Consider the following 23,126-nt stretch of genomic DNA (forward strand, 5'->3'; position numbering starts at 1 on the left):
AGCCCGGCCGGCCCGCCCGCCCCCGCTTCCTCACGCCGTCCCGAAGGCCTCCCGGTGGTCCCGCGCCCATGCGCGGTACGTCCGCGCCGGACGCCCCAGCAGTTCCCGCAGGTCCTCGGTGACGACGGCGTTCCCGCCTCGGCGGACGTACGCGGATCCCCTCGTGATCCCGTCCGCGACGGACCCGGCCTGGCCCAGGCCGAGGAGGTACTCGCGCACCTCGTCCGGGGCCAGGTCGTGTGTCGTCACCGGCCGGCCGAGGACGTCCGCGAGGACGGCGGCCTGGCCGGGCACGCTGATGGTCTCGGGTCCGGTCAGCGTGTACGTCCGCCCCGCCCCCCGCTCGTCGAGGAGGACCACGGCCGCCGCCTCGGACACGTCCCGCGGGTCGACGACGCCCTGGAGCCCGTCGCCGCTCAGGTTCGGCACCGGCTCGTCGGCGCCGATCGACCGCGCCCACCCGAGCGTGTTCGAGGCGAACGAGGAGGGGCGGAGCACCGCCCACTGCGCCCCGCTCTCCCGGACGGCCCGCTCACCGGCGACATGCCACTCCCCTGCCGGGCCCACCTCCGCCTCCCCGGTGCCGATCGCGGACAGCTTGACCAGCCGTCCCACGCCCGCGGCCCGCGCCGCCGCCACCAGTGCGCCGTCGTGCTGCACGGACGGTCCGGGCAGACCCACCAGGAAGGCCGCCGTCACCCCGGACATCGCCGCCTCCAGGGAGGACGGGTCGAGGTAGTCCCCACGTGCCACCTCGACCCCCGAAGGCGCCTTCGACCTCGCCGGGTCGCGGGTCAGGGCACGCACCTTCTCGCCGCGCGCGGCCAGAAGTCGTACGAGTTCGCTGCCGATGGTGCCCGTGGCACCGGTCACGAGAATCATGCGGACCACGCTGACGTCCGCCCACGCCGCGTCTCTAGGAAATTCCGGCACGCTTCGGCCGCCCGGGGGAACCCGGGCCGCGCTTACCGTGGAGACGTGACGAACAGCAAGGTGGATCCGACAGACCCGCCGCCCCCGTCCGCGTCCTCACCTCCGTCCCCGCCCCTCTCCTCACCTCGGTCCCCGTCCCCGTCTCCGTCCCCGTCGGAGCGGGCCCTGCCCGTCCCGTCCGCGCTGCGCCCCTGGTTCACCGGCATCGGGGCGGTCACGGTCGACGGCCCCTTCGACGACGCCTTCGCGCACGTACCGGACACGGACACGAAGGTGGTCGTCCGTGAAGAGGAGAGCGGGCGACGCGACACCCTGGTGGTGGGCCCGCGCACCCGCGCCTCGTACCACACGGACCTGCACAGACGGTCGGTGTCGTGCGTCCAACTGCGCCTGGAACCAGGAGTGGTGGGCCCGCTGTTCGGCGTGGCGGCGGTGGACCTCGTCGGCCGGGTGGTCCCGCTCGGCGACCTGCCCGCCGGTACGGCCCGGCGTCTCGCCCGCGAGCTGACCGGGGTCGCGCGGGACGGGCTCACGGCACGTCTGGCGGACCTGCTCCCGCCCGTCGGGGACGGCCCGCGCGAGCGGCTGCTGCGGGCCGCCGTCGACGCCCTGTCGACCCGCCCGTACCGCACCCCCGCCCCCGTACGCGAAGTGGCCCGGGAACTCGCCGTCAGCGAACGCCAGTTGCGCAACCTGTTCGCCGACGGCGTGGGTGTCTCCCCCAAGCACTACGCCCGTATCGACCGGCTGCGCCACCTCCTCACGCACGCGGCATCCGCCTCGTGGGCCGAACTCGCCGCCGCCACCGGCTACTACGACCAGTCCCACATGACGGCCGACTTCCGCACCCTGATGGGTGTCCCGCCACGGGCGTTCTTCACCGGGCGGCTCCCCCGGGCCACCCCCTGTCAGGCACTACGGCAGGGGTGAATCCGGATGCGGGCAGCCGTACGGACCTGCGATGCTCCGGTCCCATGTCCGTACGACGCGTGAAACCCAGCCTCTACATCTCCGTCGATGTCGAGGCGGACGGCCCGATCCCGGGACCGTACTCGTTGCTGAGCCTGGGCGCGGCGGTCGCGGGGCGGCAGGACGCCGACGGGTTCACCGCGGCCGACCCCACCCGGCAGACCTTCTACCGTGAACTACGTCCGATCAGCGACGAGTTCGTACCCGAGGCGCTGGCCGTGAGCGGACTCGACCGGGGGCGTCTGGCCAAGGAGGGGCTCGAACCCGCCCTGGCCCTGGCCCAGTTCACCCGCTGGGTGCGCGAGGTGAGCGCCGACGCCCAGCCGGTGATGTGCGGCTACCCGGCGTCGTACGACTGGACGTTCCTGTACTGGTACCTGATCCGCTTCACCGGGGAGAGCCCCTTCGGGCACTCCGGCTGCCTCGACATGAAGACGCTGTACGCCACCAAGGCCGGGCTGCCGCTGCGGGCGGTGGCGAAGCGGACGATGCCGGCGCACCTGCTGTCCAGGCGCCCTCACACCCATCATGCGCTGGACGACGCCGTCGAACAGGCCGAGTTGCTCGCGAACCTCATGGCGTGGCCGGGGCCCGGCTCGCCCGGCCGAGTTCCTCCCCCGCCTCCATCGGGTGGGTCACGTCCGCCGCGTTCCGCCCCCGGCCCAGGTGATGGAAGACCAGGTTGAGCAGGACGGCGGCCAGGCAGCCCGTGGAGATGCCCGAGTCCAGGACGATCCTCGCCGTCTCCGGGAAGGCGTGGTAGAACTCCGGCGCGGTGATCGGGATGATGCCGACGGCCAGGGAGACGGCGACGATCAGGACGTTGTCGTCCCTCTCCAGGCCGGCCCGGACCAGCGTCTGGATACCGCTGGCGGCGACCGAGCCGAACAGGACGACGCCGGCGCCGCCGAGCACCGGACGGGGTACGACGGCGATGAGCGAGGCGGCCACCGGGCACAGGCCCATCAGGACGAGGAAGCCGCCGCCGGTGGCGACGACATAGCGGCTGCGGATCCTCGTCATCGCGACCAGGCCGATGTTCTGGGCGAAGGCGCTGCACATGAAGCCGTTGAAGACTGGGCTGAGCGCCGAGCCCAGGGTGTCGGCACGCAGACCCGCCGCGATGGTCCGCTCGTCCGCCGGGCGTTCGACGATCTCCCCCAACGCCAGCATGTCCGCGGTGGATTCGGTCATCGAGACCACCATCACCACGCACATCGACAGGATCGCCGCGAGCTGGAACTGCGGGGCGCCGAAGTGGAACGGGGCGGGAAAGCCGATGACGTCCGCGTCGGCCACCGGCCCGAAGTCCGTGCCGCCGAAGGGGATCGCGACGAGCGTGCCGACGACCAGCCCGAGCAGGACGGCGATCTGCTTGACGAAGCCGCGCGTGAAACGGCGCAGGAGCAGCACGATCAGGAGGGTCGCCGCCGCGAGACCCAGGTTCGTCGTCGAACCGTGGTCGGGTGCCGCGGGGTCGGGGCCCTGCGCCCAGCCGAAGGCGACGGGGAGCAGGGAGACGCCGATCAGGGTGATGACCGTCCCGGTGACGACCGGCGGGAAGAAGCGGACCGCCTTGCAGAAGACGGGCGCGGCCAGAAAACCGAGCAGGCCGGCGACGATCACCGCGCCGAAGATGACGGGCAGGGCGTCCCGCTTGTCGTCGGCGGAGGCCACGATCGCCGTCATGGGGGCGACCCCGGCGAAGGTGACACCGTTGACGAAGGGAAGGCGGGCGCCGATCTTCCAGACGCCCAGCGTCTGGAGAAGGGTGGCGAGGCCGGCCGTGAACAGGCAGGCGCCGGTCAGGAAGGTGAGTTCGGTGCCGGTGAGACCTGCGGCCGCGCCGACGATCAGGGGCGGGGCGACGACGCCCGCGTACATGGCGGCCACGTGCTGAAGGCCGCTCGTCGCCATTCTGAGGGCGGGGAGTTTCTCGTCGACGGGGTGGTCGACTGCATGCGGGGTCACGGCGGCTCTCCTCCGGTCGGGTACACGTCGGCTCTGACGCGGGAATCAGGGAGGTGGTGCGGCGGTGCTGGAAGTACCGGGAAACGTGCGGCACTTGAGAACGGGAGGCGCCCGGAGACGGGGTGCTCCGACACGGGGTGCCCGGACACGGGGTGCCCGGAGACGGGGTGCCAGGAGACGGGGGTGCCTGGAGACTGGGGGCGTCCGAGGACGGAAGCCTCTGGCGCCAGCGCCGGGGACGGGGACGGGGACGGGGACGGTGGGAAACCGTTCCGGGGCACGCGCGTCCGCGCGCGCCCCGGCCACGGCTACCGGTCGAGGGCCGTCCCCCTCGACCGGAGTTCAGTGCCCGCGGGGACCGGGTCCCTCACAGGGCGGGCGTGTTCAGCCCTGAGCGGCGATGCGCGCCAGCCGCTGCGCCTCGTCCCGCGTCGAGCGGGCGATCGCGTCCTCGTCGGCGTGCAACAGACGTCCGTGGTCGACGATCTGACGGCCGTTCACGAAGGAGGCGGTGACGGGGGCGGCCGCGCCCAGGACCAGGGCGGCCACCGGGTCGGCGATCGAGGCGTGGGCGAGGGTGTCCAGCTTCCACAGCACCAGGTCGGCCAGCTTGCCGGGCTCCAGGGAGCCGATCTGTGCGGCGCGGCCCAGGACCTGGGCGCCGCCGTACGTACCGAGGCGCAGCGCCTGACGGGCGTTCAGGGCGGTCTCGCGGTGGGCGCCGAGGCGGTTGATGAGCAGGGCGTTGCGCAGCTCGGTGTGGAGTTCGCCGGACTCGTTGGAGGCCGTGCCGTCGACGCCCAGGCCGACCGGCACACCGGCCCTCAGCATGTCGGGGACCCGGGCGATGCCCGCCGCCAGCCGGGCGTTGGACGACGGGCAGTGGGCGACGCCCGTCCCCGTCCGGGCGAAGGCGTCGATGTCGGAGTCGTTCATGTGGACGCAGTGCGCCATCCACACGTCCTCGCCGAGCCAGCCGGTGGACGCGAAGTAGTCGGTCGGGCCCATGCCGAACAGCTCGTGGCAGAACTTCTCCTCCTCGACCGTCTCCGAGCCGTGGGTGTGCAGGCGCACGCCGAGCCGGCGGGCCAACTCGGCTCCCTGGCTCATCAGTTCGGTGGACACGGAGAAGGGCGAGCAAGGGGCGACGGCGACCTGGGTCATGGCGTCGAAGGAGGCGTCATGGTGCCGGCGGACGGTCTCCTCGGTGGCGGCTAGGGCGCCCTCCAGGGTCTCGACGGCGAAGTCCGGGGGCAGCCCGCCGTCCTTCTCGCTGCGGTCCATGGAGCCGCGGGCCAGGGTGAAGCGGACGCCCATGTCACGGGCGGCGCCGATGATCGCGCCGGAGAGGTCGCCGGAGCCCTTCGGGAAGACGTAGTGGTGGTCCATGGCGGTGGTGACGCCGCCGCGGGCCATCATCGCGAGGGAGCCCTGGGCGGCCGCGCGGACCATCTGCTCGTCGATGCGCGCCCAGGTGGGGTAGAGGGCGACGAGCCAGTCGAAGAGGTTGTGGTCGGTCGCCAGGCCCCGGGTGATCCACTGGTAGAAGTGGTGGTGGGTGTTGACCAGGCCCGGGGTGACCAGGTGCCCGGTCGCGTCGATGCGGCGCTCGACGTTCTCCAGGCCGTCCGGGGCCCTGCCCGCGCCGAGCGACTCGATCCGGTTGCCGGCGAGGACGACGTGACCGTTCGCGTACTCGGTGTCCTGGGCGTCGACGGTCGCGATCGAACAGTTCTCGATGACGGTGCGCCGGTCTGCTGCCATGGTTTCGTCCTTTTCACTCAGTGGACTCTGGTGGAGAGGGCACGGCAGGACCCCGGGAGTTTGAGTGCCGTGGCCGGTGAGGCGCGGGCTCGCCGGCCGCGGGTGCCGAAAATGGAGCGGTTCGGAAGGGGGCGGTTCGGAAGGGACGCCCGGAAGGGGGCGGTTCGGAAGGGGGCGGCTCAGAGGTTGGTGAGGTCCACCGGGATCCTCGCCTCGCAGCCGTCCCGCAGAACGGTGGCCTCGATCAGGCCGTAGGGGCGGTCGGCGGCGAGGTAGACGGCTCCGTCGGCGGTGTCGTTCTTCAGCCCGAACGGCTTCAGGTCCACCAGGAAGTGGTGCTTGTTGGGGAGCGAGAACCGGACCTCGTCGATCTCGCCGCGGTGGTCGATGATCCGCGCGCCCATGGCGTACAGGGTCTGCTGGAGGGAGAGCGAGTACGTCTCCGCGAAGGCCAGCAGCATGTGCCGCTTCACCTGGGCGTACGACTCCTCCCAGTCCGGCGTGCGCTGGTCGTCGTCGGACCAGCCGAAGCGCCAGCGGCTGGACACCTCGGTCGCCAGGATGCGGTCGTGCGCCTCGGGCAGGGTCGTGTACTTGTCCTTGACGTAGCCCCAGAACTCGGAGTTCGTCGAGTTCATGACGGTCAGGTCCTTGAGCCCGGAGACGACCTCCCAGGAGGAGCCGTCGTACGTGATCTGGGCGAGGCGCGTCTCCTGGCCCTTGCGGACGAAGGAGTGTTCGTCGTCGCCGGGCGTCTCGATCCGCTCCCAGGAGTACTCCTCGATCCGGATCCGCGCGGTCCTGATCGGTTCCTGCGAGGTCACGAAGTGGCGGGCGAGGTGGATGCCGAACTGCTCGGCGGACTCGATGCCGTGCTCCTTGGCGAACGCGTACACCGTGTTCTTGGTGGTGTCGGTCGGCAGGACGTTGGCGTTCGAGCCGGAGTAGTGGACCTCGTCCATGTCGCCGCTCAGCGACACGGACACGTTGAGGTCCTTGATGTGGTGGGTGGCGCCGTCCCGCGTGATCTTCACGACGCGGTTCTCGGCCTTGCCGTACTGGTTCTGTCCCAGGAACACAGGGCGGCCGGGGTGGGAATGGGCGGTCATCTAGCTAGCTCCCTCGGTAAACGGAGTAGCCGAACGGGTTGAGCAGCAGCGGTACGTGGTAGTGCTCGCCCGGCTCGACGGCGAAGGTGATCGCCACCTCCGGGAAGAACACACGGGTGGCACCGCTGTCCCGATTCGCGGGGGCGTCCTGCTGCGCATCGGCTTGCTTCTTCTCGGATCGCTCGAAGTACGCCTCCACGGCGAAGTCGAGCCGTACATGGGTGGTCCCCTCCGGCAGCGCCGGCAGGTCCTTGCAGCGGCCGTCCGCGTCGGTCGCGGAACCCCCGAGCGCCCGCCAGTCTCCCTCCTGCCCGTGCCGGGCGTCGCGGCCCGAGCGGGCGGAGAGGTGGACGGCGACTCCCGCGGCGGGCCGGCCGACGGAGGTGTCCAGGATGTGGGTGGACACCGATGCGGTGCTGCTGGTGCTCATGGGGTGCGTCAGTCCTCTTCGACGAGTCGGGCGAGGCGGATACGGTTGATCTTGCCCAGCTCGACGCGGACGATCTCCCGTTCCTGCTCCGGCACGTTGCCGATCCGCTCCTCGACCGCGTCGCGCATCTGCTCGCCGGTGCGACCGGTGGCGCAGATCAGGAAGACATGGCCGAACTTCTCCTGGTAGGCCAGGTTCAGTTCGAGCAGCTCGGCCCTGAGCTCCTCGGAGGCGCCGGCCATGCCGCGCTGTTCGCGGGCCGAGGTCGGGTCGCCGGGCTTCGGGCGGCCGATCGGCGGATGCCCGGCCATCGCCTCCGCCAGGTCCGTGGCGGTCAGGTCGGCCATGGCGGCGTCGGCGGCGGCGTACAGGTCGGCGGCGGTGACGTAGGGGCGGGCCGCGAGCAGTCGGGTGACCCACGCCGTGGAGGCGCACGCCTCGTGGAGCGCGGCGCGGGCCACGGACTCCTCGAGGTCGTTGAACCGGGCCAGGCCCGGGGATGGGGAAGTCGAAGTCACGGGAGCCTCCGTGGCCGCGAGACGGCCTTCGTGCTTGAGCGGGCTGCGGTCAGCTAACGCCTGTCCGCGACATCACGTCAACACTTTGTTGAAAATTCCGGGTAACGAAACCCGGCGGCCCCTCGACCGCCCCGGAGCCTCCCGCGGGAGACCGCTCAGGCCTCTTTCTCCCTGTTTAGGTAGTTGTAGACCGTGAAGCGACTCACCCCGAGGGCGCTCGCCACGGTCTCCACACCGTGCCGTACGGAGAAGGCGCCACGCGCCTCGAGTATCCGCACGACCTCTTGCTTGGCCTTGCGGTCCAGATCGGGGAGCGGTCTGCCCTTCCTGCGCTCCATGGCGGCGAGGATGTGGTCGAGGGAGTCGGCGAGCTGGGGCAGGCGTACGGCGACGGCGTCGGCCCCCTCCCAGGCCAGGACGACGTCGTCGACGCCGGCCTCGTCCGGCGGGATCATCTCCCCGCCCATCGCGTCGACCAGCGGCTTCACGGCCGCGATGAAGGCCTCGTCACCGGAGGTGCTCACACGCCCTCCCCGAAGACGTCGCCGTCCGCGGCCGCGCCCCGGTCCGCATCCCCGATGACGTTGACCTGGAGCGAGATACGGGTGGCGCCCGCGCCGAGGGACTTGCGCAGCAGGGCGTCCACGGCGGCGAGCACGGCGTCGCCGGCACCCTCCACGGTGTTGCCGAACGGCCCGACATCCACCGCGTCCAGATCGGCCGCCTCGATCACCTCACGGGCGGCCAGCGCGTGCGCGGGTGCCTCGTCGAGGTCGAAGGGCTCGGTGGTGAACTCCACTTTCAGTCGCATCGCGCCCTGCACCTCTCTCGACGGGACCGGACCGTCGGCGCCCGGACCCCGACCCTAACGGACCGGGCGGACGATCACCCGGGACTCGGGATTCCACCTCGGCCGGGCTTCGACGCCCCCTCGTCCTCTTGACAAGCCGCCCGACCGAACGGCAATCTTCCAATAAGCAGAAAACAACTTCCGCAATACGGAAACACTCGATACGGAAGGGAGCGCGGAACCCCTATGGGATTCGAGGACCAGCGCTTCAACGTCAACCTGTCGATCCTCTTCACGGAACTCCCGCTCCTGGAGCGCCCCGCGGCCGCCGCCGCGGCCGGCTTCAGCGCGGTCGAGCTGTGGTGGCCCTGGATCGACTCCCCCACCCCGCACCCGTCCGAGCTGGACGCCCTGCGCAAGGCGATCGAGGACGCGGGCGTACAGCTCACGGGCCTCAACTTCTACGCCGGTGAGCTCCCGGGCCCCGACCGTGGCGCCCTGTCGCTGCCCGGCGAGGAGTCCGAGCGGTTCCGCGCCAACATCGACGTGGCCGCAGGCTTCGCGCAGTCCCTGGGCTGCGGCGCGCTCAACGCGCTGTACGGCAACCGCCTCGACGGCGTGGACCCGGCCGAGCAGGACGCGCTCGCGCTGGAGAACCTGGTCCTCGCGGCCCGGGCCGCGCACCGGATCGGCGCGATCCTGCTGGTCGAGGCGCTGAACCGGCCCGAGTCGCCCCGCTACCCGCTGGTGAGCGCGTCGGCCGCGATCGGGATCGTCGACAAGGTCGACGAGGCGACGGGACTCGGCAACGCGAAGTTCCTGATGGACCTGTACCACCTGTCGATGAACGGCGAGGATCTGCCGTCGGTGATCGAGCGGTACGCGTCGAGGACCGGCCATGTGCAGATCGCCGACAACCCGGGCCGTGGCGCGCCGGGCACCGGCTCGCTGCCCCTCGAGGACCTCCTCGACCGGCTGCGGAAGGCCGGGTACGACGGCTGGGTCGGCCTCGAGTACAAGCCGGGCGACCGTCCGAGCGCCGAGGCCTTCGACTGGCTGCCCCGCTGATCCCCCGTACCGAGAGGCACCCCCGATGAGCAACGCAGTTCCCGCACGTCCCGCACTTCCCGAACGTCCCGAACTTCGCGAACTTCCCAAGATCGCCTGGATAGGCCTCGGCATCATGGGCTCGCCCATGTCCGAGAACCTCGTCAAGGCGGGTTACGACGTCACCGGCTTCACCCTGGAGCAGGACAAGCTGGACCGGCTGACCGCCGCCGGCGGCAGCGCCGCGGGATCCATCGCCGAGGCCGTCCGTGACGCCGACGTCGTGATCACGATGGTGCCCGCCTCCCCCCAGGTCGAGGCCGTCGCCTACGGCCCCAAGGGCATCCTGGAGAACGCGCGGTCCGGGGCGCTTCTGATCGACATGTCCTCGATCACCCCGCAGACCTCCATCGACCTGGCCCGGGCGGCGAAGGACAAGGGCATCCGGGTCCTCGACGCCCCCGTGTCCGGCGGTGAGGCCGGCGCCGTCGAGGCCGTGCTGTCCATCATGGTGGGCGGCGAACAGGCCGACTTCGACGAGGCGGAGCCCGTCTTCGAGGCGCTCGGCAGGACCATCGTGCTGTGCGGTCCGCACGGCTCGGGCCAGACCGTGAAGGCCGCCAACCAGCTGATCGTCGCCGTGAACATCCAGGCGTGCGCCGAGGCCGTGGTCTTCCTGGAGAAGTCGGGCGTGAACCTCAAGGCGGCGCTCGACGTCCTGGGCGGCGGGCTCGCCGGCTCGACCGTGCTGGCCCGCAAGAAGGACAACTTCCTCGGCCGCGACTTCAAGCCGGGCTTCCGGATCGACCTGCACCACAAGGACCTGGGCATCGTGACGGACGCCGCCCGCACCGTCGGCGCGGCCCTGCCCGTCGGCGCCGTGGTCGCCCAGCTGGTCGCGAGCCTGCGCGCGCAGGGCGACGGCGGACTGGACCACTCGGCCCTGCTGCGGGCCGTCGAGCGCCTGTCGGGCGCGCGACTCTGAGACTTCCGGGCGGCGGCGTCGCTGACATCTGTCCTGTCGCGCCCAGGCGGCGACGCCGCCCGGAAACCACTGCCGGCAACCTCTCGACGCCCGATACGCACCGTCCCGGCGTCAAGTGAACACCAGTCTCGCGTACGGGATCTGACGGTAGGTCATGATCTCGCACGCGCGGCCCGCCGCCGTACCGTGCGACCCGGATGAGGGTGATCGCCGGGTACGGACGCGGGCAGGGCGAGGACCGCGGCGGCGTGCGAGCCAGTGCGGTGGTGAAGGAACGGGGCCCGCTTCTCGACCTGAGGGAAGCCCGCTCCCGGCTCCGTCGCAACCCGCCGCGGTCCCTGCCCCCACTTCCGACCACACCCCACCGCACCCCGCCCCACCCCCCGCCCTCCTCCCGAGAGCTCCGTCCGGCGGCGCGAACGTCCTGTCGCGCCCGGCCTCGCGCCGTCGGACGGCCACCCGTGCCGCAGCGCTCCCCCGTCAGCAGGACCGACGAGGGAGCGCTGCGCGTTGCCCTGCGGACAGGGCGTCGATCTGGATATGAATACGAATATGAACGATTCACCGCAATATCCGCACATCGTGGTCCACCCTCCGGCGCTGGACGGGTCCCGGCGGGTCACCTCGGGTGATGCCGTGCTCGGAGTCGCCTCGCATCTCGACGACGTCGTCGAGATCCTGCGCCTGGCCGACCTGGACCGGATCGAGGTGGAGGAGAGCGACCTCATCGAGTGGCAGGGCGGCGGGCCCGACGACTGGCCCGGACTGTCGGAGGAGCACGGGCGGCACCACCCCGAGCAGCCCGAGGAATAGGGGAGGAGCAGGGAAGGAGCAGGGAAGGACGGAGGAGGAGTGGAGGAGGAGCGGACCGGGCGCGCCAACCTCAAATCAACCTCTGAACTCTGTTCAACAGGCTTCAACCACCCCTGGGAAAGGGCACATTGTGGTCACGCGGGGCCCGCCGACACGGGGGCGGCGGGCCTCGTTCCCGGGGGTGAGGACATGAGCGGTGGTACGTCGGTCCGGCTGGATCCGTACGAGGTCGCGCTGCTGCGGGGCGGTCCGCGGGCGGCGGTCACGGTGGCCGTGCTCACCCTTCAGCTGAGGGGTCTGGTCGACGCAGGCCGGCCGGGCCGGATCCGGGCGACGGCGGCGCGAGACGCGACGGGGGCGAGAGGGGTGACGGCGGCGGGGGCGGCGACGGGGGCGACTCCGGTCGAGGACCCGGCAGACGGTCGGCCCGCCACGGACGCCCTGCATGCCCCGTCCGGCCCGCATGTCCCGTCCGGCCTGCCCGAGGCGGTGTACGCGGCGCTGCAACGGCCCGCGAGCATCGCGGAGTTGGAGGCCCGGCCGGATGTGCGGGAGACGCTGTCCGGGGTGCGGGCCGGACTGGTGGCGGCCGGGATGCTGCGCTCCCTTCCACCGCGCCGGACCCGCGCGGCTCGACGTGCCCTGCGCGCCCTGCGGGACGGGCATCCTCTGCCGGCCGACAGGAAAGGGCTGGCGCCGGATGACATCCTGACGGCGGTGGCCCTGTACGGCGAGTCCGCCCTGAATGTCGTGGCGGCGCGCTTCGCCCTGCGGGCAGGTCTGATCGCCCGGGCCGAGGTGGCGGACAAGGGGTTCCACCGGCGCTCGCCGCGGGGCGGCGGCACGGGCGGCACGATGTACTCCTGTGGAGACGGGGGTGGCGGGGGCGGAGGCGGGGGCGGCTCGGACTGAGCCACCCTCCCCCTCCTCCTCCCCCTCCAGAAACAGGCCCAGAAAGCGCCTACCGGACTTACGCACGGCAACGCTTTCGGAAAACGCGTACGAAAAGGGCGGCCCATCCCCCGGGACGGGCCGCCCTTCACGACGACACCAAGCCTCGCCAGACCATCGGCATCAGACCTTCGGCGTCTACCTTCGACATCGGGCCATCCGCGTCAGACGTTCAGCATCGGGCCATCGGCGTCAGCCGCTGAGCCTCAGACCTTCAGCGTCCTGATGGATGTCGGCGCATGCCCCGGCTCGGTGGCGAGTTCCTCGAACTCCACCACGTTGCCGATGTCGTTGGTGCCGCTCATCGAGATGTTGGTGACGCGCTCCAGGATCGCCTCCACGACGACCGGCACCTGGAACTCGGCGGCCAGCTTCTTGGCCTGCTCGAAGGCGGCCCCCAACTCCGCGGGGTCCGTCACCCGGATCGCCTTGCAGCCGAGGCCCTCGGCCACCTTGACGTGATCGACGCCGTACACGCCCAGCTCGGGCGAGTTGATGTTCTCGAACTCCAGCTTGACCTGGAAGTCGATGTCGAACGCCCGCTGCGCCTGCCGGATCAGCCCCAGGTAGGAGTTGTTGACCAGGACATGGACGTACGGGATCTTGTGCTGCGCGCCGACCGCCAGCTCCTCGATCATGAACTGGAAGTCGTAGTCCCCGGAGAGGGCGACGACCTGCGCCTCCGGGTCGGCCTTCGCCACGCCCAGCGCCGCCGGGATCGTCCAGCCGAGAGGACCCGCCTGGCCGCAGTTGATCCAGTGGCGCGGCCGGTAGACGTGCAGCATCTGCGCGCCGGCGATCTGCGAGAGACCGATGGTGGTGACGTACCGGGTCTCCGGGCCGAAGGCCTTGTTCATCTCCTCGTAGACCCGCTGCGGTTTGATCGGGATGTCGTCGAAGTGCGTACGGCGCTGGAGGGTCGCCTTCTTCTCCTGCGCGGCGGCCGCCCACGCGGAACGGTCGGGAAGCGTGCCCGCCTCCCTCGACTCCCTCGCCGCCTCGACGAAGAGCCGCAGAGCCGCCTTGGCGTCCGAGGCGATCCCGTAGTCCGGAGCGAAGATCCTGCCGATCTGGGTGGGCTCGACGTCGACGTGGACGAAGGTGCGGCCGGCCGTGTAGACGTCGATGCGGCCGGTGTGCCGGTTGGCCCAGCGGTTGCCGATACCGAGGACGAAGTCGGACTCCAGGAACGTGGCGTTGCCGTAGCGGTGCGAGGTCTGGAGCCCGACCATTCCGGCGTTCAGCTCGTGGTCGTCCGGGATCGCACCCCAGCCCATCAGCGTGGGGACGACCGGAGTACCCGTCAACTCGGCGAATTCCAGAAGGAGTTCCGTCGCGTCGGCCGTGATGACACCGCCGCCCGCGACGATCAGCGGCCGCTCGGACGCGTTCAGCATGGCGAGCGCCTTCGCGATCTGCGCACGGGTCGCGGCCGGCTTGTAGACGGCCAGCGGTTCGTACGTGTCCACGTCGAACTCGATCTCCGTCTGCTGGACGTCTACCGGCAGGTCGATCAGGACCGGGCCCGGCCTGCCGGACCGCATGACGTGGAAGGCCTGCTGGAAGACGCCGGGGACCTGGGCCGCCTCCAGGACGGTGACCGCCATCTTGGTCACCGGCTTGGCGATGGAGGCGATGTCGACGGCCTGGAAGTCCTCCTTGTGGATCACGGCGGTCGGGGCCTGGCCCGTGATGCACAGGATCGGGACGGAGTCGCCGATGGCGGAGTACAGCCCGGTGATCATGTCGGTGCCGGCCGGGCCGGAGGTGCCGACACAGACCCCGATGTTGCCCGGACGGGTACGGGTGTAGCCCTCGGCCATGTGCGAGGCGCCCTCGACGTGACGGGCGAGGGTGTGGTGGATGCCGCCGGAGGCCTCGAGCGCCGCGTAGAAGGGGTTGATCGCCGCGCCGGGGACACCGAACGCGCTGGTGACGCCCTCACGCTTGAGGATCTCGACTGCCGCGCGGGCAGCGGTCATACGAGCCATGGACTACTCCTGCTTCGACTGCTTCAGCTGCTTCAGCTGTCGGATTCGCTCTCCCGTCGCGCCCCGCGGTGAGCCCTTCCATCTGGTTCGAGCGTTTGCGTACTTCTGAACTTCCGCAATACGGAAACTAGTTTCTACTATCTGGAAGTAATGTAAGTGGGCACGCGAAGGTCGTCAAGAGACGGACAAGCGCAGGCCCGAGGAGGACGATGGGGCCATGTCCGAGAGCGTGCCGGTGCGCTGCCCGGCCTGTCGGCGCGAGCGCCTCTACACCGCACCGTGCTACCCGTGCGCGTGCGGTGCCCCCGTCACGCCTGTGCTCGACCGGCGGACGACGCCGACGACCGTCGTCCACCGGGCGTGGGACGACGAGTGGGTCGCCCTGAGGTGCCCCGCCTGCCACCGCCGCCACCAGTGGCCGCACCCCGAACTGGGCTGCGCCTGCGGAGCGGTGATACGGATCCCGGTCACCGACCCGACCCCCGATGCGACCCCCGATCAGACCCCCGACACGAAGCCGGGATCGGAGCTTGGGACAGGGCCCGGGGCACAGGGAACCGGGCCCGAGCCCGAACCGGGGACGGGGCCCAGGCCCGAGTCGGGGACGGGGCTCGGGTCGGGCCACGGCACGGGGCTCGGGGCAGAGCCGGGGGCAGAACCTGAGGCAGAGCCGGGGGCGCAACCTGAGAAAGAGCCGGGGGCAAGGCCGGGGCCCGAGCCGGCGGCGCCGACATCGCCGTCGGCACCGCCGCTCCCATCCCCACCGGCACCGCCACCCGCACCCGCACCCGCACCCGCACCCGCACCCGCACCCGCACCCGCAGCAGAACGGCGGGTCTTCCGACCGGTCGCCATCCGTACCGCCCGCGACGCGGTCACCGCCGCCGCGCTCTATCTGAACTGGCTCGGGCACGGGGACATCCGGCGGGCCGATCAGCGGCCGACCTCCGGCATCGGCCTCGCCGCCCGCGGGCTGGTGGCCCAGGTGGACCCCAGCGTGCGCCCGGCCTCACTGCGGGACGTGGAGTGCCTGTGGCTGACGGCCATGACGGAATCCGCGGACTGCGTCTACTTCTCCCTCGCCGGGTACGCCGAGGACGCCCGGGCCCGCGCCGACCAACTGCGCGTCCCGCTCTTCGTCCTGGACCTCACGGGCACCCCGCAGCCGGTCAACGCCATGGCCGACGCCCTGGACGCCGGGGGCGTCTGAGGCGACGAACAACGGGCAACGCACGACAGGCGACGGCCGACGGCCGACGGGCGACGGCCGACGGGCGACGGGCAACGGGCAACGGGCAACGGGCGACAGGCGACAGGCGACAGGCGACAGGCGACAGGCGACGAGCAACGGCCACCGCTAAGGGGCGTACCCCTCCCGCAGTTCGATCTTGCGTACCTTCCCGGAGACGGTCATCGGGAAGGTCTCCATGATCCGCAGCCTGCTGGGGATCTTGTAGTGCGCCAGCCGGCCCTCGCAGTGGGCGCGCAGCTCCTCCAGCGACAGCGGGTCCGCCGCGTCGGCCGGGATCACGCAGGCGAGGACCTCCTCGCCGTACCTCTCGTGCGGGACGCCGACGACCTGGACGTCCCGGATCCTCGGGTGGCCGTAGAGGAACTCCTCGATCTCGCGCGGGTAGATGTTCTCCCCGCCTCGGATGATCATGTCCTTGATCCGGCCGACGATCTCGACGTAACCGTCCTCACGCATCACCGCCAGGTCCCCGGTGTGCATCCAGCGTCCCGCGTCGATCGACTCGGCGGTCTTCTCGGGCTCGTTCCAGTAACCGAGCATCACGCTGTAGCCGCGGGTGCACAGCTCGCCCGCGACTCCGCGCGGCCGGGTCACCCCGTCCACCGGGTCCACGACCTTCACCTCGATGTGCGGCAGGACCCTGCCCACGGTGCCGGTGCGGTGCTCCAGATCGTCCTCGCGGCGGGTCTGGGTGGAGACGGGCGAGGTCTCGGTCATGCCGTAACAGATCGACACCTCCGCCATGTTCATCTCGGCGACCACCCGTTTCATCACCTCGACCGGGCACGGTGAGCCCGCCATGATGCCGGTGCGCAGGGAGGAGAGGTCGTAGGTCGCGAAGTCGGGCAGGTTCAACTCCGCGATGAACATGGTCGGGACGCCGTACAGGGAGGTGCACCGCTCCTGCTGGACCGCCTCCAGCGTGGCCTTCGGGTCGAAGGACGGGGCCGGGACGACGATGCAGGCGCCGTGCGAGGTGGCCGCAAGGTTTCCCATCACCATGCCGAAACAATGGTAGAAGGGCACCGGGATGCAGATCCGGTCCTGCTCGCTGTAGGCGATCGACTCGCCCACGAAGTAACCGTTGTTGAGAATGTTGTGGTGGGACAGGGTGGCTCCCTTGGGGAAGCCCGTGGTGCCCGAGGTGTACTGGATGTTGACCGGGTCGTCGCAGGACAACTCGTTTCTGCGGGTGCGGAGGTCCTCGTCGAGGTCGGGCGTTCCGCGCCGGAGCAGGGCGTCCCAGCTCGGATCTCCGAAGTAAACGGTCTCCCGCAGTTGCGGGCATCTGCCGCGTACCTCCTCGACCATCGCCCGGTAGTCGCTCGTCCGGTGGCTGAGCGAGGCGAACAGCACGGAGATCCCGGCCTGTCGCAGGACGTACTCGACCTCGTGCGTGCGGTACGCCGGGTTGATGTTCACCATGATCGCGCCGATGCGGGCGGTGGCGTACTGGACGAGCACCCACTCGGCGCAGTTGACCGCCCAGATGCCCACCCGGTCGCCCTTGGCGACCCCGCTCGCGAGCAGCGCGCACGCCAGCCGGTCGACGTCCTCGACGAACCGGCGGTACGTCCAGCGCCGCCCGGACACCACGTCGACCAGCGCCTCGCGGTCCGGCCATCGCCTCGCCGTCCGGTCCAGGTCGGCGCCGATGGTGTCCCCGAGCAGCGCGGTCGCGCTCGTCCCGTGCGCGTACGACGCCCCGCTCACCGGAAGTCCTCCTCGCGGTACTCGTCGGGCGAACCGGCCTCGGTCGCCTCCCGCAGCTCGATCCGGCGGATCTTGCCGCTCACCGTCTTGGGCAGCGGGGCGAACTCCAGGCGGCGGACGCGCTTGTAGGGGGCGAGGACCTCGCGGGAGTGCTCGAACAGCACCTTCGCGGTGTCGGGTCCCGGCTCCCAGCCCTCGGCGAGCACGACGTACGCCTTGGGCACGGCGAGGCGCAGTGGGTCCGGGGCGGGGACGACGGCCGCCTCGGCGACCGCCTCGTGCTCCAGCAGCGCGCTCTCCAGCTCGAAGGGGCTGATCTTGTAGTCGGAGGCCTTGAAGACGTCGTCGGCCCGGCCGACGTAGGTGATGTAACCGTTCTCGTCACGGCTGCCGATGTCACCGGTGCGGTAGTGGCCGCCGGCCATCGCCTCCGCCGTCCGGTCGGCGTCGCCGTGGTAACCGGTCATCAGGCCGACCGGCCGGGCCGCGAGGTCCAGCGCGATCTCGCCCTCCTCCGCACCCGGGGCGCCGCTCACCGGGTCGAGGAGCTCCACCCGGTAACCGGGGCTCGGCCGGCCCATCGAGCCGGTCTTCAGTTCCTGGCCGGGACTGTTGGCGATCTGCACGGCCGTCTCGGTCTGCCCGAAGCCGTCCCGGACGGTCACTCCCCAGGCGCGCCGCACCTGCTCGATGACCTCGGGGTTGAGCGGCTCGCCCGCTGCCACCGCCTCCCGGGGCGGGGTGCGCAGCTGGGTGAGGTCGGCCTGGATGAGCATCCGCCAGACGGTGGGCGGGGCGCAGAACGTGGTCACCCCGGCCCGGTCCATCTCGTTCATCAGCCGGGCCGGGTCGAAGCGGGTGTAGTTGTGGATGAAAACGGTTGCTTCGGCGTTCCACGGGGCGAAGAGGTTGGACCAGGCGTGCTTGGCCCAGCCGGGCGAGGAGATGTTGAGGTGCACATCGCCGGGCCGGAGCCCGATCCAGTACATCGTCGACAGATGTCCGATCGGATACGAGGTGTGGGTGTGTTCCACCAGCTTGGGGCGGGCGGTCGTGCCGGAGGTGAAGTAGAGCATCAGCGGGTCGTCGGCGAGGGTGGGGCCGTCGGGCGTGAAGCCGGCCGGGGCGGTGCGGGCGTCCTCGAACGGCTGCCAGCCCTCGGGTGCGCCGCCGACCGCGATGCGCCGGTAGTCGCCGGGGACCTCGTCGAACTTGCCGGTGTCCTCGGTGCGCACGAGGACGTGCCGGATGCGGCCGCGTTCGACGCGGTCGGTGAGGTCGGCGGGGCCCAGCAGCGGAGTGGCCGGGACGACGACGGCGCGCAGCTTCATCGCGGCCAGCGCGGTCTCCCACAGTTCGGCCTGGTTGCCGAGCATGACGAGGATCCGGTCCTCGGCGGCGACGCCCTGCCCGCGCAGCCAGTTCGCGAGCCGGTCGGAACGCTCCGCCAGTTCGGCGAAGCTGAGACGGGTTTCAGAACCGTCCTCTTCCACGATGTGCAGGGCGGTGCGCCCGTTGCCGTCGGCGATGACGTCGAACCAGTCGAGGGCCCAGTTGAAGCGTTCCGGGCGGGGCCACTCGAAACGCTCGTAAGCGGTTGTGTAGTCCTCGCGGTGTTCCAGCAGGAAGTCGCGGGCTCTGCGGAAACGTGCCGTCGCCGTCGCCGTCGTCATCTGTCCTCCGTGCTTTCTCGGCCTGCTCGGTCGTGCACCTTCGGGGCGCTCCCAGCCCCTGCGGCTCATCCCCGTGGTGCCGGACCATTGCCGGGCGGCTCTCTGCCATCGTGTAATCCGTGGTGCAGGTCTCACTACCCCCGGACGGGGGTGTGCGGCACCACGCCGCGCGGAAAGGGCGAGAACGTGGCGGCAGACGCGGCCGGAACGGTGGAGATTCGCGGTGCGCTGGCGCGGCTGCGGCGGGCGACGGGGCTGCCGGTCGCCTTCGGCGGTCTGGTGGAGCCGGGGCGGCAGCGGATGCGGATCAGCGAGTTCAGCGGCGCGGCCGGTCTCGCGCTGCGCGGGCTGGCGGTGACCTCCGGCAACGGCCTCGGCGGCAAGGCGGTGGCACTGGCCCGCCCGTGCGCGGTGACGGACTACTCCCTCTCCCGGCAGATCAGTCACGAGTACGACGCGGCCGTCGCCGAGGAGGGCCTGCGCTCGGTGCTGGCGATCCCGGTGATCGTCCGGCGCCGGGTGCGCGGGGTGCTGTACGGCGCCCTGCGCACGGCCCAGCCGCTGGGCGACCGCACGCTGACCGCGGCCGTGCAGGCGGCGCGGGACGTGGAGCAGGCGCTGGTGGTCGGGGACGAGGCGCGCGACCTGCTGACGGCGGCCCGGCCGGGCGGGGCGGGCACGGGACCCGGTCCGGGCGCCGGGACGGGTCCCGGGGCGGCTCCCGGGGCCGGGGCCGGAGCGAGCCGGGAGCAGGTGCGGGAGGCGCACACGGCCCTGCGCGCCCTGGCTCCGCGGATCGCCGACCCGACCCTGCGCGCCGAGCTCCTCGCGGTCTGCGGGCTGCTGACCTCGGGGCCGCCGGAGCGGTCGGCGGGGCAGCCGGCCGCCCTGGCCCCGCGTGAGCTGGACGTGCTGGCGTGGGTGGCGGCGGGGGCGACGAACGCGGCGGCCGCCGAGCGGCTGGGGCTGCGCCCGGAGACGGTCAAGGGTTATCTGAGGTCGGCGATGCGCAGGCTGGGCGCGCGCACCCGGGGAGAGGCGGTGGTCGCGGCCCGGCGGGCGGGCCTGCTGCCCTGAACGCGGGGCGCGCAACACGCCCGTAGCGCGGGCGGTGCAAGATGCCGGGGAGCAGCGATCACATCAAGCCAGGGAGGCCCCTCACGACAAGTGACCATTCATTCATCGTCTCCATGAATTTCCCTATGCGTCACGTTGTTATATGGCTCACCACGCCGTGTCTCCGAATTTCAAAGGGACGTTGCCTAGAATTTGGCCCGGACACGACACTCGGAGGGGAGCGGTGACCGTGCGACGGGACTTCAAGGAGCCTGCCAGATGCCGCCCCGACCTGGTCATCGGCAGGGACGAGCTGTTCACGGCCGCCCGCGAGCAGCTGACGCGGGGCGGCAGTGTGCTGCTGCACGGCCCGGCCGGAATAGGAAAGTCGACCGTGCTGCGGGCATTGGCCGCGGATTACGGCGAGTCGGCCCGCACCGTCCTGCGCTGCTCGGCGACCGAGTCCGAATCGCACCTCCCCTTCCTGGCTCTGGCCGACCTCTTCGGCCTCGTGCTGGACGAGATCTCGGACAAGCTGCCCGTCGCCCAGCGCACGGCCCTGGAGTCGGCGCTCACCGGCCGAGGCGAATCGACTCTGCAACGCGACGGCCTCGCCCTGCGGCTGGCCGTGCTGTCGGCCCTGCGCGCCCTCGCCGCCGCGGGTCCCGTCCTGCTCGTCGCCGACGATCTGCAGTGGCTGGACTCGGCCAGCGCCGAACTCCTCGGCTTCGCCGCCCGCCGCCTCGGCGACACCCCCGTCCAGCTGCTGTGCGCGGTGCGGACGGAGGAGCAGGAGTACGACCGGCATCTACGCGCGTCCCCGCCCGACACCCTGGCCGTCCGGCTCAACCCCCTCTCCCGCGCCCAGGTCTCCGCGCTGCTCGACCACCGCGGCTACACCGACCTGCCCCGCTCGACGATGCGGGAGATCCACCGCACCAGCGGCGGCAACCCGCTCTTCGCCCTGGAACTGGGCCGCGCCCTCGGCGAGAGCCCGACGCCGCCCAGGCCCGGCGAGCCCCTGCCGGTGCCGACCTCCCTGCGCGCCCTGGTCCTCAGCCGCCTCGACATGCTGTCCGACGAGGCCCGCCGCACCCTGCTCGTGGCCAGCGCCGGCGCCCGCCCCACGCTGGCCCTGCTGCACGCGGCCGGCCGTGAGAACGCCGAGGCCGAGACGGCGCAGGCCGCGGCCCTCGGGCTGCTGGCGACGGAGCCCGAGGGTCCGGCCGTACGGTTCGCGCATCCGCTGATCTCGGCCGCGCTGTACGCGGAGGCGCCCGCCCAGGAGCGCCGGGCCGCGCACGCCGCGCTGTCCACCGCCGCCTCCGATCCGATCGAGCGGGCCCGCAACCTCGCCCTGGCCACCACCGGCACCGACCCGGAGGTCGCCGCCCGGCTCGCCGAGGCCGCCGCGCTCGCCCGCGACCGGGGCGCCCCCTCGGTCGCCGCCTCCCTCGGGCTGCTCGCCGCCCGGCACACCCCGCCGGAGGGCGCCCCCGCGCCGGACGACCGGCGGCTCCAGGCCGCCGAGGACGCGATCACCGCCGGCGAGGTGGACCTCGCCCGGGACATCGCGCGCGAGGTGCTGACCCGGGCGACCGTGCCCGCCGAGCGGATCCGGGCCTGGGAGGTGGTGATCGAGGCCGCCGGGCAGTCCCTGGGCGAGGTCGACGCCGTCTTCCCGCAGGCCCTCGCCGACGCCGGTGACGACCCGCGGCTGCTCGCCCTGGTCCACTACCGGCTGGCCTGGCGCAAGCTGATCGTGGAGGGCGACTTCGCCGAGGCCCGCGAGGAGGCCGCGCACACGGCCGACCTGGCGGCCCGCGGGCACGACCGGCGCACCGAGCTGATGGCGCTCTCCTTCCAGGCCTCGACGGAGACCCTGATGGGCCACCCGAACGCCCCCACCACCATCAAGCGGGCCCTGAGGGAACCCCAGGACCCCTACGTGGCGTGCCATCACAACGGCGTCGGGGCGGCCCGGTTCCGCTGGCTGCTGATGAGCGATCAGCTGCCCGAGGCCAGGGCGACCATCACCGCGCTGCTGCGCGAGGTGCGCCGGCGCGGGATGGTCGAGAGCGAGGTGCACTTCCAGCGCTTCCTCGCCGAGACCGAGCTGCGCTCCGGGCACTGCGGGCGCGCCCTCGACCTGGCCCGCGAGAGCCTCCGGCTGGCCCGGGACTCCGGCATCGGCCTGGGCGCCTCCGCGATGCTGGCCTCCCTCGCCGAGGCCTCCGGCGGTGACGTCGACCGGGCGCTGGCGCTGGCCCGGGAGGCGGCGGGGAAGGCCGAGGAGGACGGCGACCAGATGTACGTCTCGCGCGCGCTGGCCGCGCTCGGGCACGCCCAGTTGGTGGCCGGGGACGCGGCGGGCGCGGTCGGCTCGCTGCGCCGGGTGCGGGAACTGGAGCAGGGTCTGGGCATCACCGACCCCGCCCGGGGCCGCTGGCAGGGCGACCTCGCCGAGGCGCTGGTCCGGGTCGGCGAGCCGGGCGAGGCACAGGACGTCATCGACGTGACGCGCGAGCACGCGCTGAGGCTGGGCCGGGAGAGCGTGCTGGCCGTGCTGGACCGGGCGGAGGCGATGGTGCGGGCGGCGCGCGGCGATCACGAGGCGGCGCTGTCCCGGCTGACGTCCGTCCAGGACCGGCTCGCCAAGCTGGGGTACGGCCTGGAGGAGGCGCGGGCGGCGTTCGCGCTGGCCGTGCTGCGCACCGGGCGGCCGGGTCCGACCTCGTACGACGAGGCGGCGCGGTTGTTCCGGCGGTGCCGGGCGCTGCCCTGGCTGCGCCAGGTGGACGCGGCGGCCGCGGCGGCCACCCCCGAGGCGCTCGCCGTGCCCCGGCCGACGGCTCCCCCGTCCGACGCGCTGGAGGGACTCGCCTCGATGGAGCGTCAGGTCGCGGCGCTCGTCATGGAGGGCGCGACCAACCGGGAGATCGCCGCGCGCCTGTTCATCAGCGTCAAGACGGTCGAGGCGACCCTGACCCGGGTCTACCGCAAGCTGGGGATCCGTTCCCGGGTGGACATCGTCCGACTGGCGGCGGGGCATCACGCGAAGTGAGGATTCCGCGGGTTAACTGCCCCTCGGGGGCTCCCCACCCCCGGCGGGTGCCGGGCCCCGCGATGCGGGTTCTCTGAGCGTCCCCTCGGCGGCGACT

The 23,126-nt window shown here is 71.9% G+C and carries 20 protein-coding genes; 9 read left to right on the forward strand and 11 right to left on the reverse strand.

What is annotated here, in order from left to right; translation table 11 throughout:
* Positions 1 to 30: 30 nt before the first annotated feature.
* Positions 31 to 882 carry an NAD(P)H-binding protein gene (locus ABT070_RS13055; protein WP_351758789.1) on the reverse strand — a complete coding sequence of 284 codons (852 nt, stop codon included), beginning with the start codon at positions 880 to 882 and terminating at the stop codon, positions 31 to 33.
* A 216-nt stretch (positions 883 to 1,098) separates the two neighbouring features.
* Between ABT070_RS13055 and ABT070_RS13060 the strand changes: the two genes are divergently transcribed.
* Together ABT070_RS13060 and ABT070_RS13065 are read left to right on the forward strand one after the other, a co-directional pair.
* Positions 1,099 to 1,863, forward strand: coding sequence for an AraC family transcriptional regulator (locus tag ABT070_RS13060; RefSeq protein ID WP_451101587.1), 765 nt, complete (start codon positions 1,099 to 1,101; stop codon positions 1,861 to 1,863).
* Positions 1,864 to 1,907: 44 nt separating this feature from the next.
* Positions 1,908 to 2,588 (forward strand): 3'-5' exoribonuclease domain-containing protein, encoded by a 681-nt coding sequence (locus tag ABT070_RS13065; RefSeq protein ID WP_351758792.1) that lies wholly within the window; start codon positions 1,908 to 1,910, stop codon positions 2,586 to 2,588.
* Here ABT070_RS13065 and ABT070_RS13070 read toward each other — a convergent pair.
* The 7 genes from ABT070_RS13070 to ABT070_RS13100 form a co-directional block, all read right to left on the reverse strand.
* Positions 2,476 to 3,819, reverse strand: a complete 1,344-nt coding sequence (locus tag ABT070_RS13070) for a nucleobase:cation symporter-2 family protein (protein WP_351759629.1) — start codon at positions 3,817 to 3,819, stop codon at positions 2,476 to 2,478. The two genes, ABT070_RS13065 and ABT070_RS13070, sit on opposite strands and share 113 nt — an antisense overlap.
* A 438-nt stretch (positions 3,820 to 4,257) precedes the next feature.
* A complete protein-coding gene (locus tag ABT070_RS13075) occupies positions 4,258 to 5,637 on the reverse strand; it encodes an 8-oxoguanine deaminase (RefSeq protein ID WP_351758794.1) in 1,380 nt (459 codons plus the stop codon).
* 179 nt (positions 5,638 to 5,816) lie between these two features.
* Complete coding sequence (gene pucL / locus ABT070_RS13080; protein WP_351758797.1) at positions 5,817 to 6,746, reverse strand: factor-independent urate hydroxylase; 930 nt, start codon at positions 6,744 to 6,746, stop codon at positions 5,817 to 5,819.
* Positions 6,747 to 6,750: 4 nt separating this feature from the next.
* Positions 6,751 to 7,176, reverse strand: a complete 426-nt coding sequence (uraH, locus tag ABT070_RS13085; protein ID WP_351758799.1) for a hydroxyisourate hydrolase — start codon at positions 7,174 to 7,176, stop codon at positions 6,751 to 6,753.
* An 8-nt stretch (positions 7,177 to 7,184) separates the two neighbouring features.
* Positions 7,185 to 7,694, reverse strand: coding sequence for a 2-oxo-4-hydroxy-4-carboxy-5-ureidoimidazoline decarboxylase (gene uraD / locus ABT070_RS13090; protein WP_351758802.1), 510 nt, complete (start codon positions 7,692 to 7,694; stop codon positions 7,185 to 7,187).
* 155 nt (positions 7,695 to 7,849) lie between these two features.
* Positions 7,850 to 8,218: a helix-turn-helix domain-containing protein gene (locus ABT070_RS13095; RefSeq protein WP_351758805.1), complete on the reverse strand. Its 369-nt coding sequence runs from the start codon at positions 8,216 to 8,218 to the stop codon at positions 7,850 to 7,852.
* A complete protein-coding gene (locus ABT070_RS13100; RefSeq protein WP_351758808.1) occupies positions 8,215 to 8,505 on the reverse strand; it encodes a YkoF family thiamine-binding protein in 291 nt (96 codons plus the stop codon). The genes ABT070_RS13095 and ABT070_RS13100 overlap by 4 nt, the downstream gene beginning before the upstream one ends.
* Positions 8,506 to 8,730: 225 nt before the next feature.
* Here ABT070_RS13100 and ABT070_RS13105 point away from each other — a divergent pair, with 225 nt between their 5' ends.
* The 4 genes from ABT070_RS13105 to ABT070_RS13120 all read left to right on the forward strand — a co-directional run bounded on the left by ABT070_RS13105 (position 8,731) and on the right by ABT070_RS13120 (position 12,241).
* Entirely contained in the window at positions 8,731 to 9,552 is an 822-nt protein-coding gene (locus ABT070_RS13105) for a TIM barrel protein (RefSeq protein WP_351758811.1), read from the forward strand.
* 25 nt (positions 9,553 to 9,577) lie between these two features.
* The gene (locus tag ABT070_RS13110) at positions 9,578 to 10,516 is read left to right on the forward strand and encodes a 2-hydroxy-3-oxopropionate reductase (protein ID WP_351758813.1); all 939 of its coding nucleotides are present in this window, start codon (positions 9,578 to 9,580) and stop codon (positions 10,514 to 10,516) included.
* Positions 10,517 to 11,068: 552 nt separating this feature from the next.
* Positions 11,069 to 11,329, forward strand: a complete 261-nt coding sequence (locus ABT070_RS13115) for a hypothetical protein (protein WP_351758816.1) — start codon at positions 11,069 to 11,071, stop codon at positions 11,327 to 11,329.
* 189 nt (positions 11,330 to 11,518) lie between these two features.
* Entirely contained in the window at positions 11,519 to 12,241 is a 723-nt protein-coding gene (locus tag ABT070_RS13120) for a TIGR04222 domain-containing membrane protein (protein WP_351758818.1), read from the forward strand.
* Between the two features lie 245 nt (positions 12,242 to 12,486).
* Here ABT070_RS13120 and gcl read toward each other — a convergent pair whose 3' ends face one another.
* On the reverse strand, positions 12,487 to 14,271 hold the full coding sequence (gcl, locus tag ABT070_RS13125) for a glyoxylate carboligase (protein WP_351758821.1): 1,785 nt from the start codon (positions 14,269 to 14,271) through the stop codon (positions 12,487 to 12,489).
* A gap of 985 nt (positions 14,272 to 15,256) precedes the next feature.
* Between gcl and ABT070_RS13130 the strand changes: the two genes are divergently transcribed.
* Complete coding sequence (locus ABT070_RS13130) at positions 15,257 to 15,481, forward strand: hypothetical protein (RefSeq protein ID WP_351758824.1); 225 nt, start codon at positions 15,257 to 15,259, stop codon at positions 15,479 to 15,481.
* A gap of 147 nt (positions 15,482 to 15,628) precedes the next feature.
* Here the strand turns inward: ABT070_RS13130 and ABT070_RS13135 are convergent, their stop codons facing one another.
* Together ABT070_RS13135 and ABT070_RS13140 are read right to left on the reverse strand one after the other, a co-directional pair.
* The gene (locus tag ABT070_RS13135) at positions 15,629 to 17,236 is read right to left on the reverse strand and encodes an AMP-binding protein (RefSeq protein WP_351758826.1); all 1,608 of its coding nucleotides are present in this window, start codon (positions 17,234 to 17,236) and stop codon (positions 15,629 to 15,631) included.
* The gene (locus tag ABT070_RS13140) at positions 17,233 to 18,909 is read right to left on the reverse strand and encodes an AMP-binding protein (RefSeq protein WP_351758829.1); all 1,677 of its coding nucleotides are present in this window, start codon (positions 18,907 to 18,909) and stop codon (positions 17,233 to 17,235) included. Before ABT070_RS13140 ends, ABT070_RS13135 begins: the two co-directional genes overlap by 4 nt.
* A gap of 186 nt (positions 18,910 to 19,095) precedes the next feature.
* Here ABT070_RS13140 and ABT070_RS13145 point away from each other — a divergent pair, with 186 nt between their 5' ends.
* Both ABT070_RS13145 and ABT070_RS13150 read left to right on the forward strand, forming a co-directional pair.
* Positions 19,096 to 19,986 (forward strand): helix-turn-helix transcriptional regulator, encoded by an 891-nt coding sequence (locus ABT070_RS13145; RefSeq protein WP_351758832.1) that lies wholly within the window; start codon positions 19,096 to 19,098, stop codon positions 19,984 to 19,986.
* A 223-nt stretch (positions 19,987 to 20,209) separates the two neighbouring features.
* Complete coding sequence (locus tag ABT070_RS13150; protein ID WP_351758834.1) at positions 20,210 to 23,029, forward strand: AAA family ATPase; 2,820 nt, start codon at positions 20,210 to 20,212, stop codon at positions 23,027 to 23,029.
* The last annotated feature ends 97 nt before the right edge of the window (positions 23,030 to 23,126 follow it).

Source organism: Streptomyces sp. NPDC002884, assembly GCF_040295245.1.
Classification (GTDB): domain Bacteria; phylum Actinomycetota; class Actinomycetes; order Streptomycetales; family Streptomycetaceae; genus Streptomyces.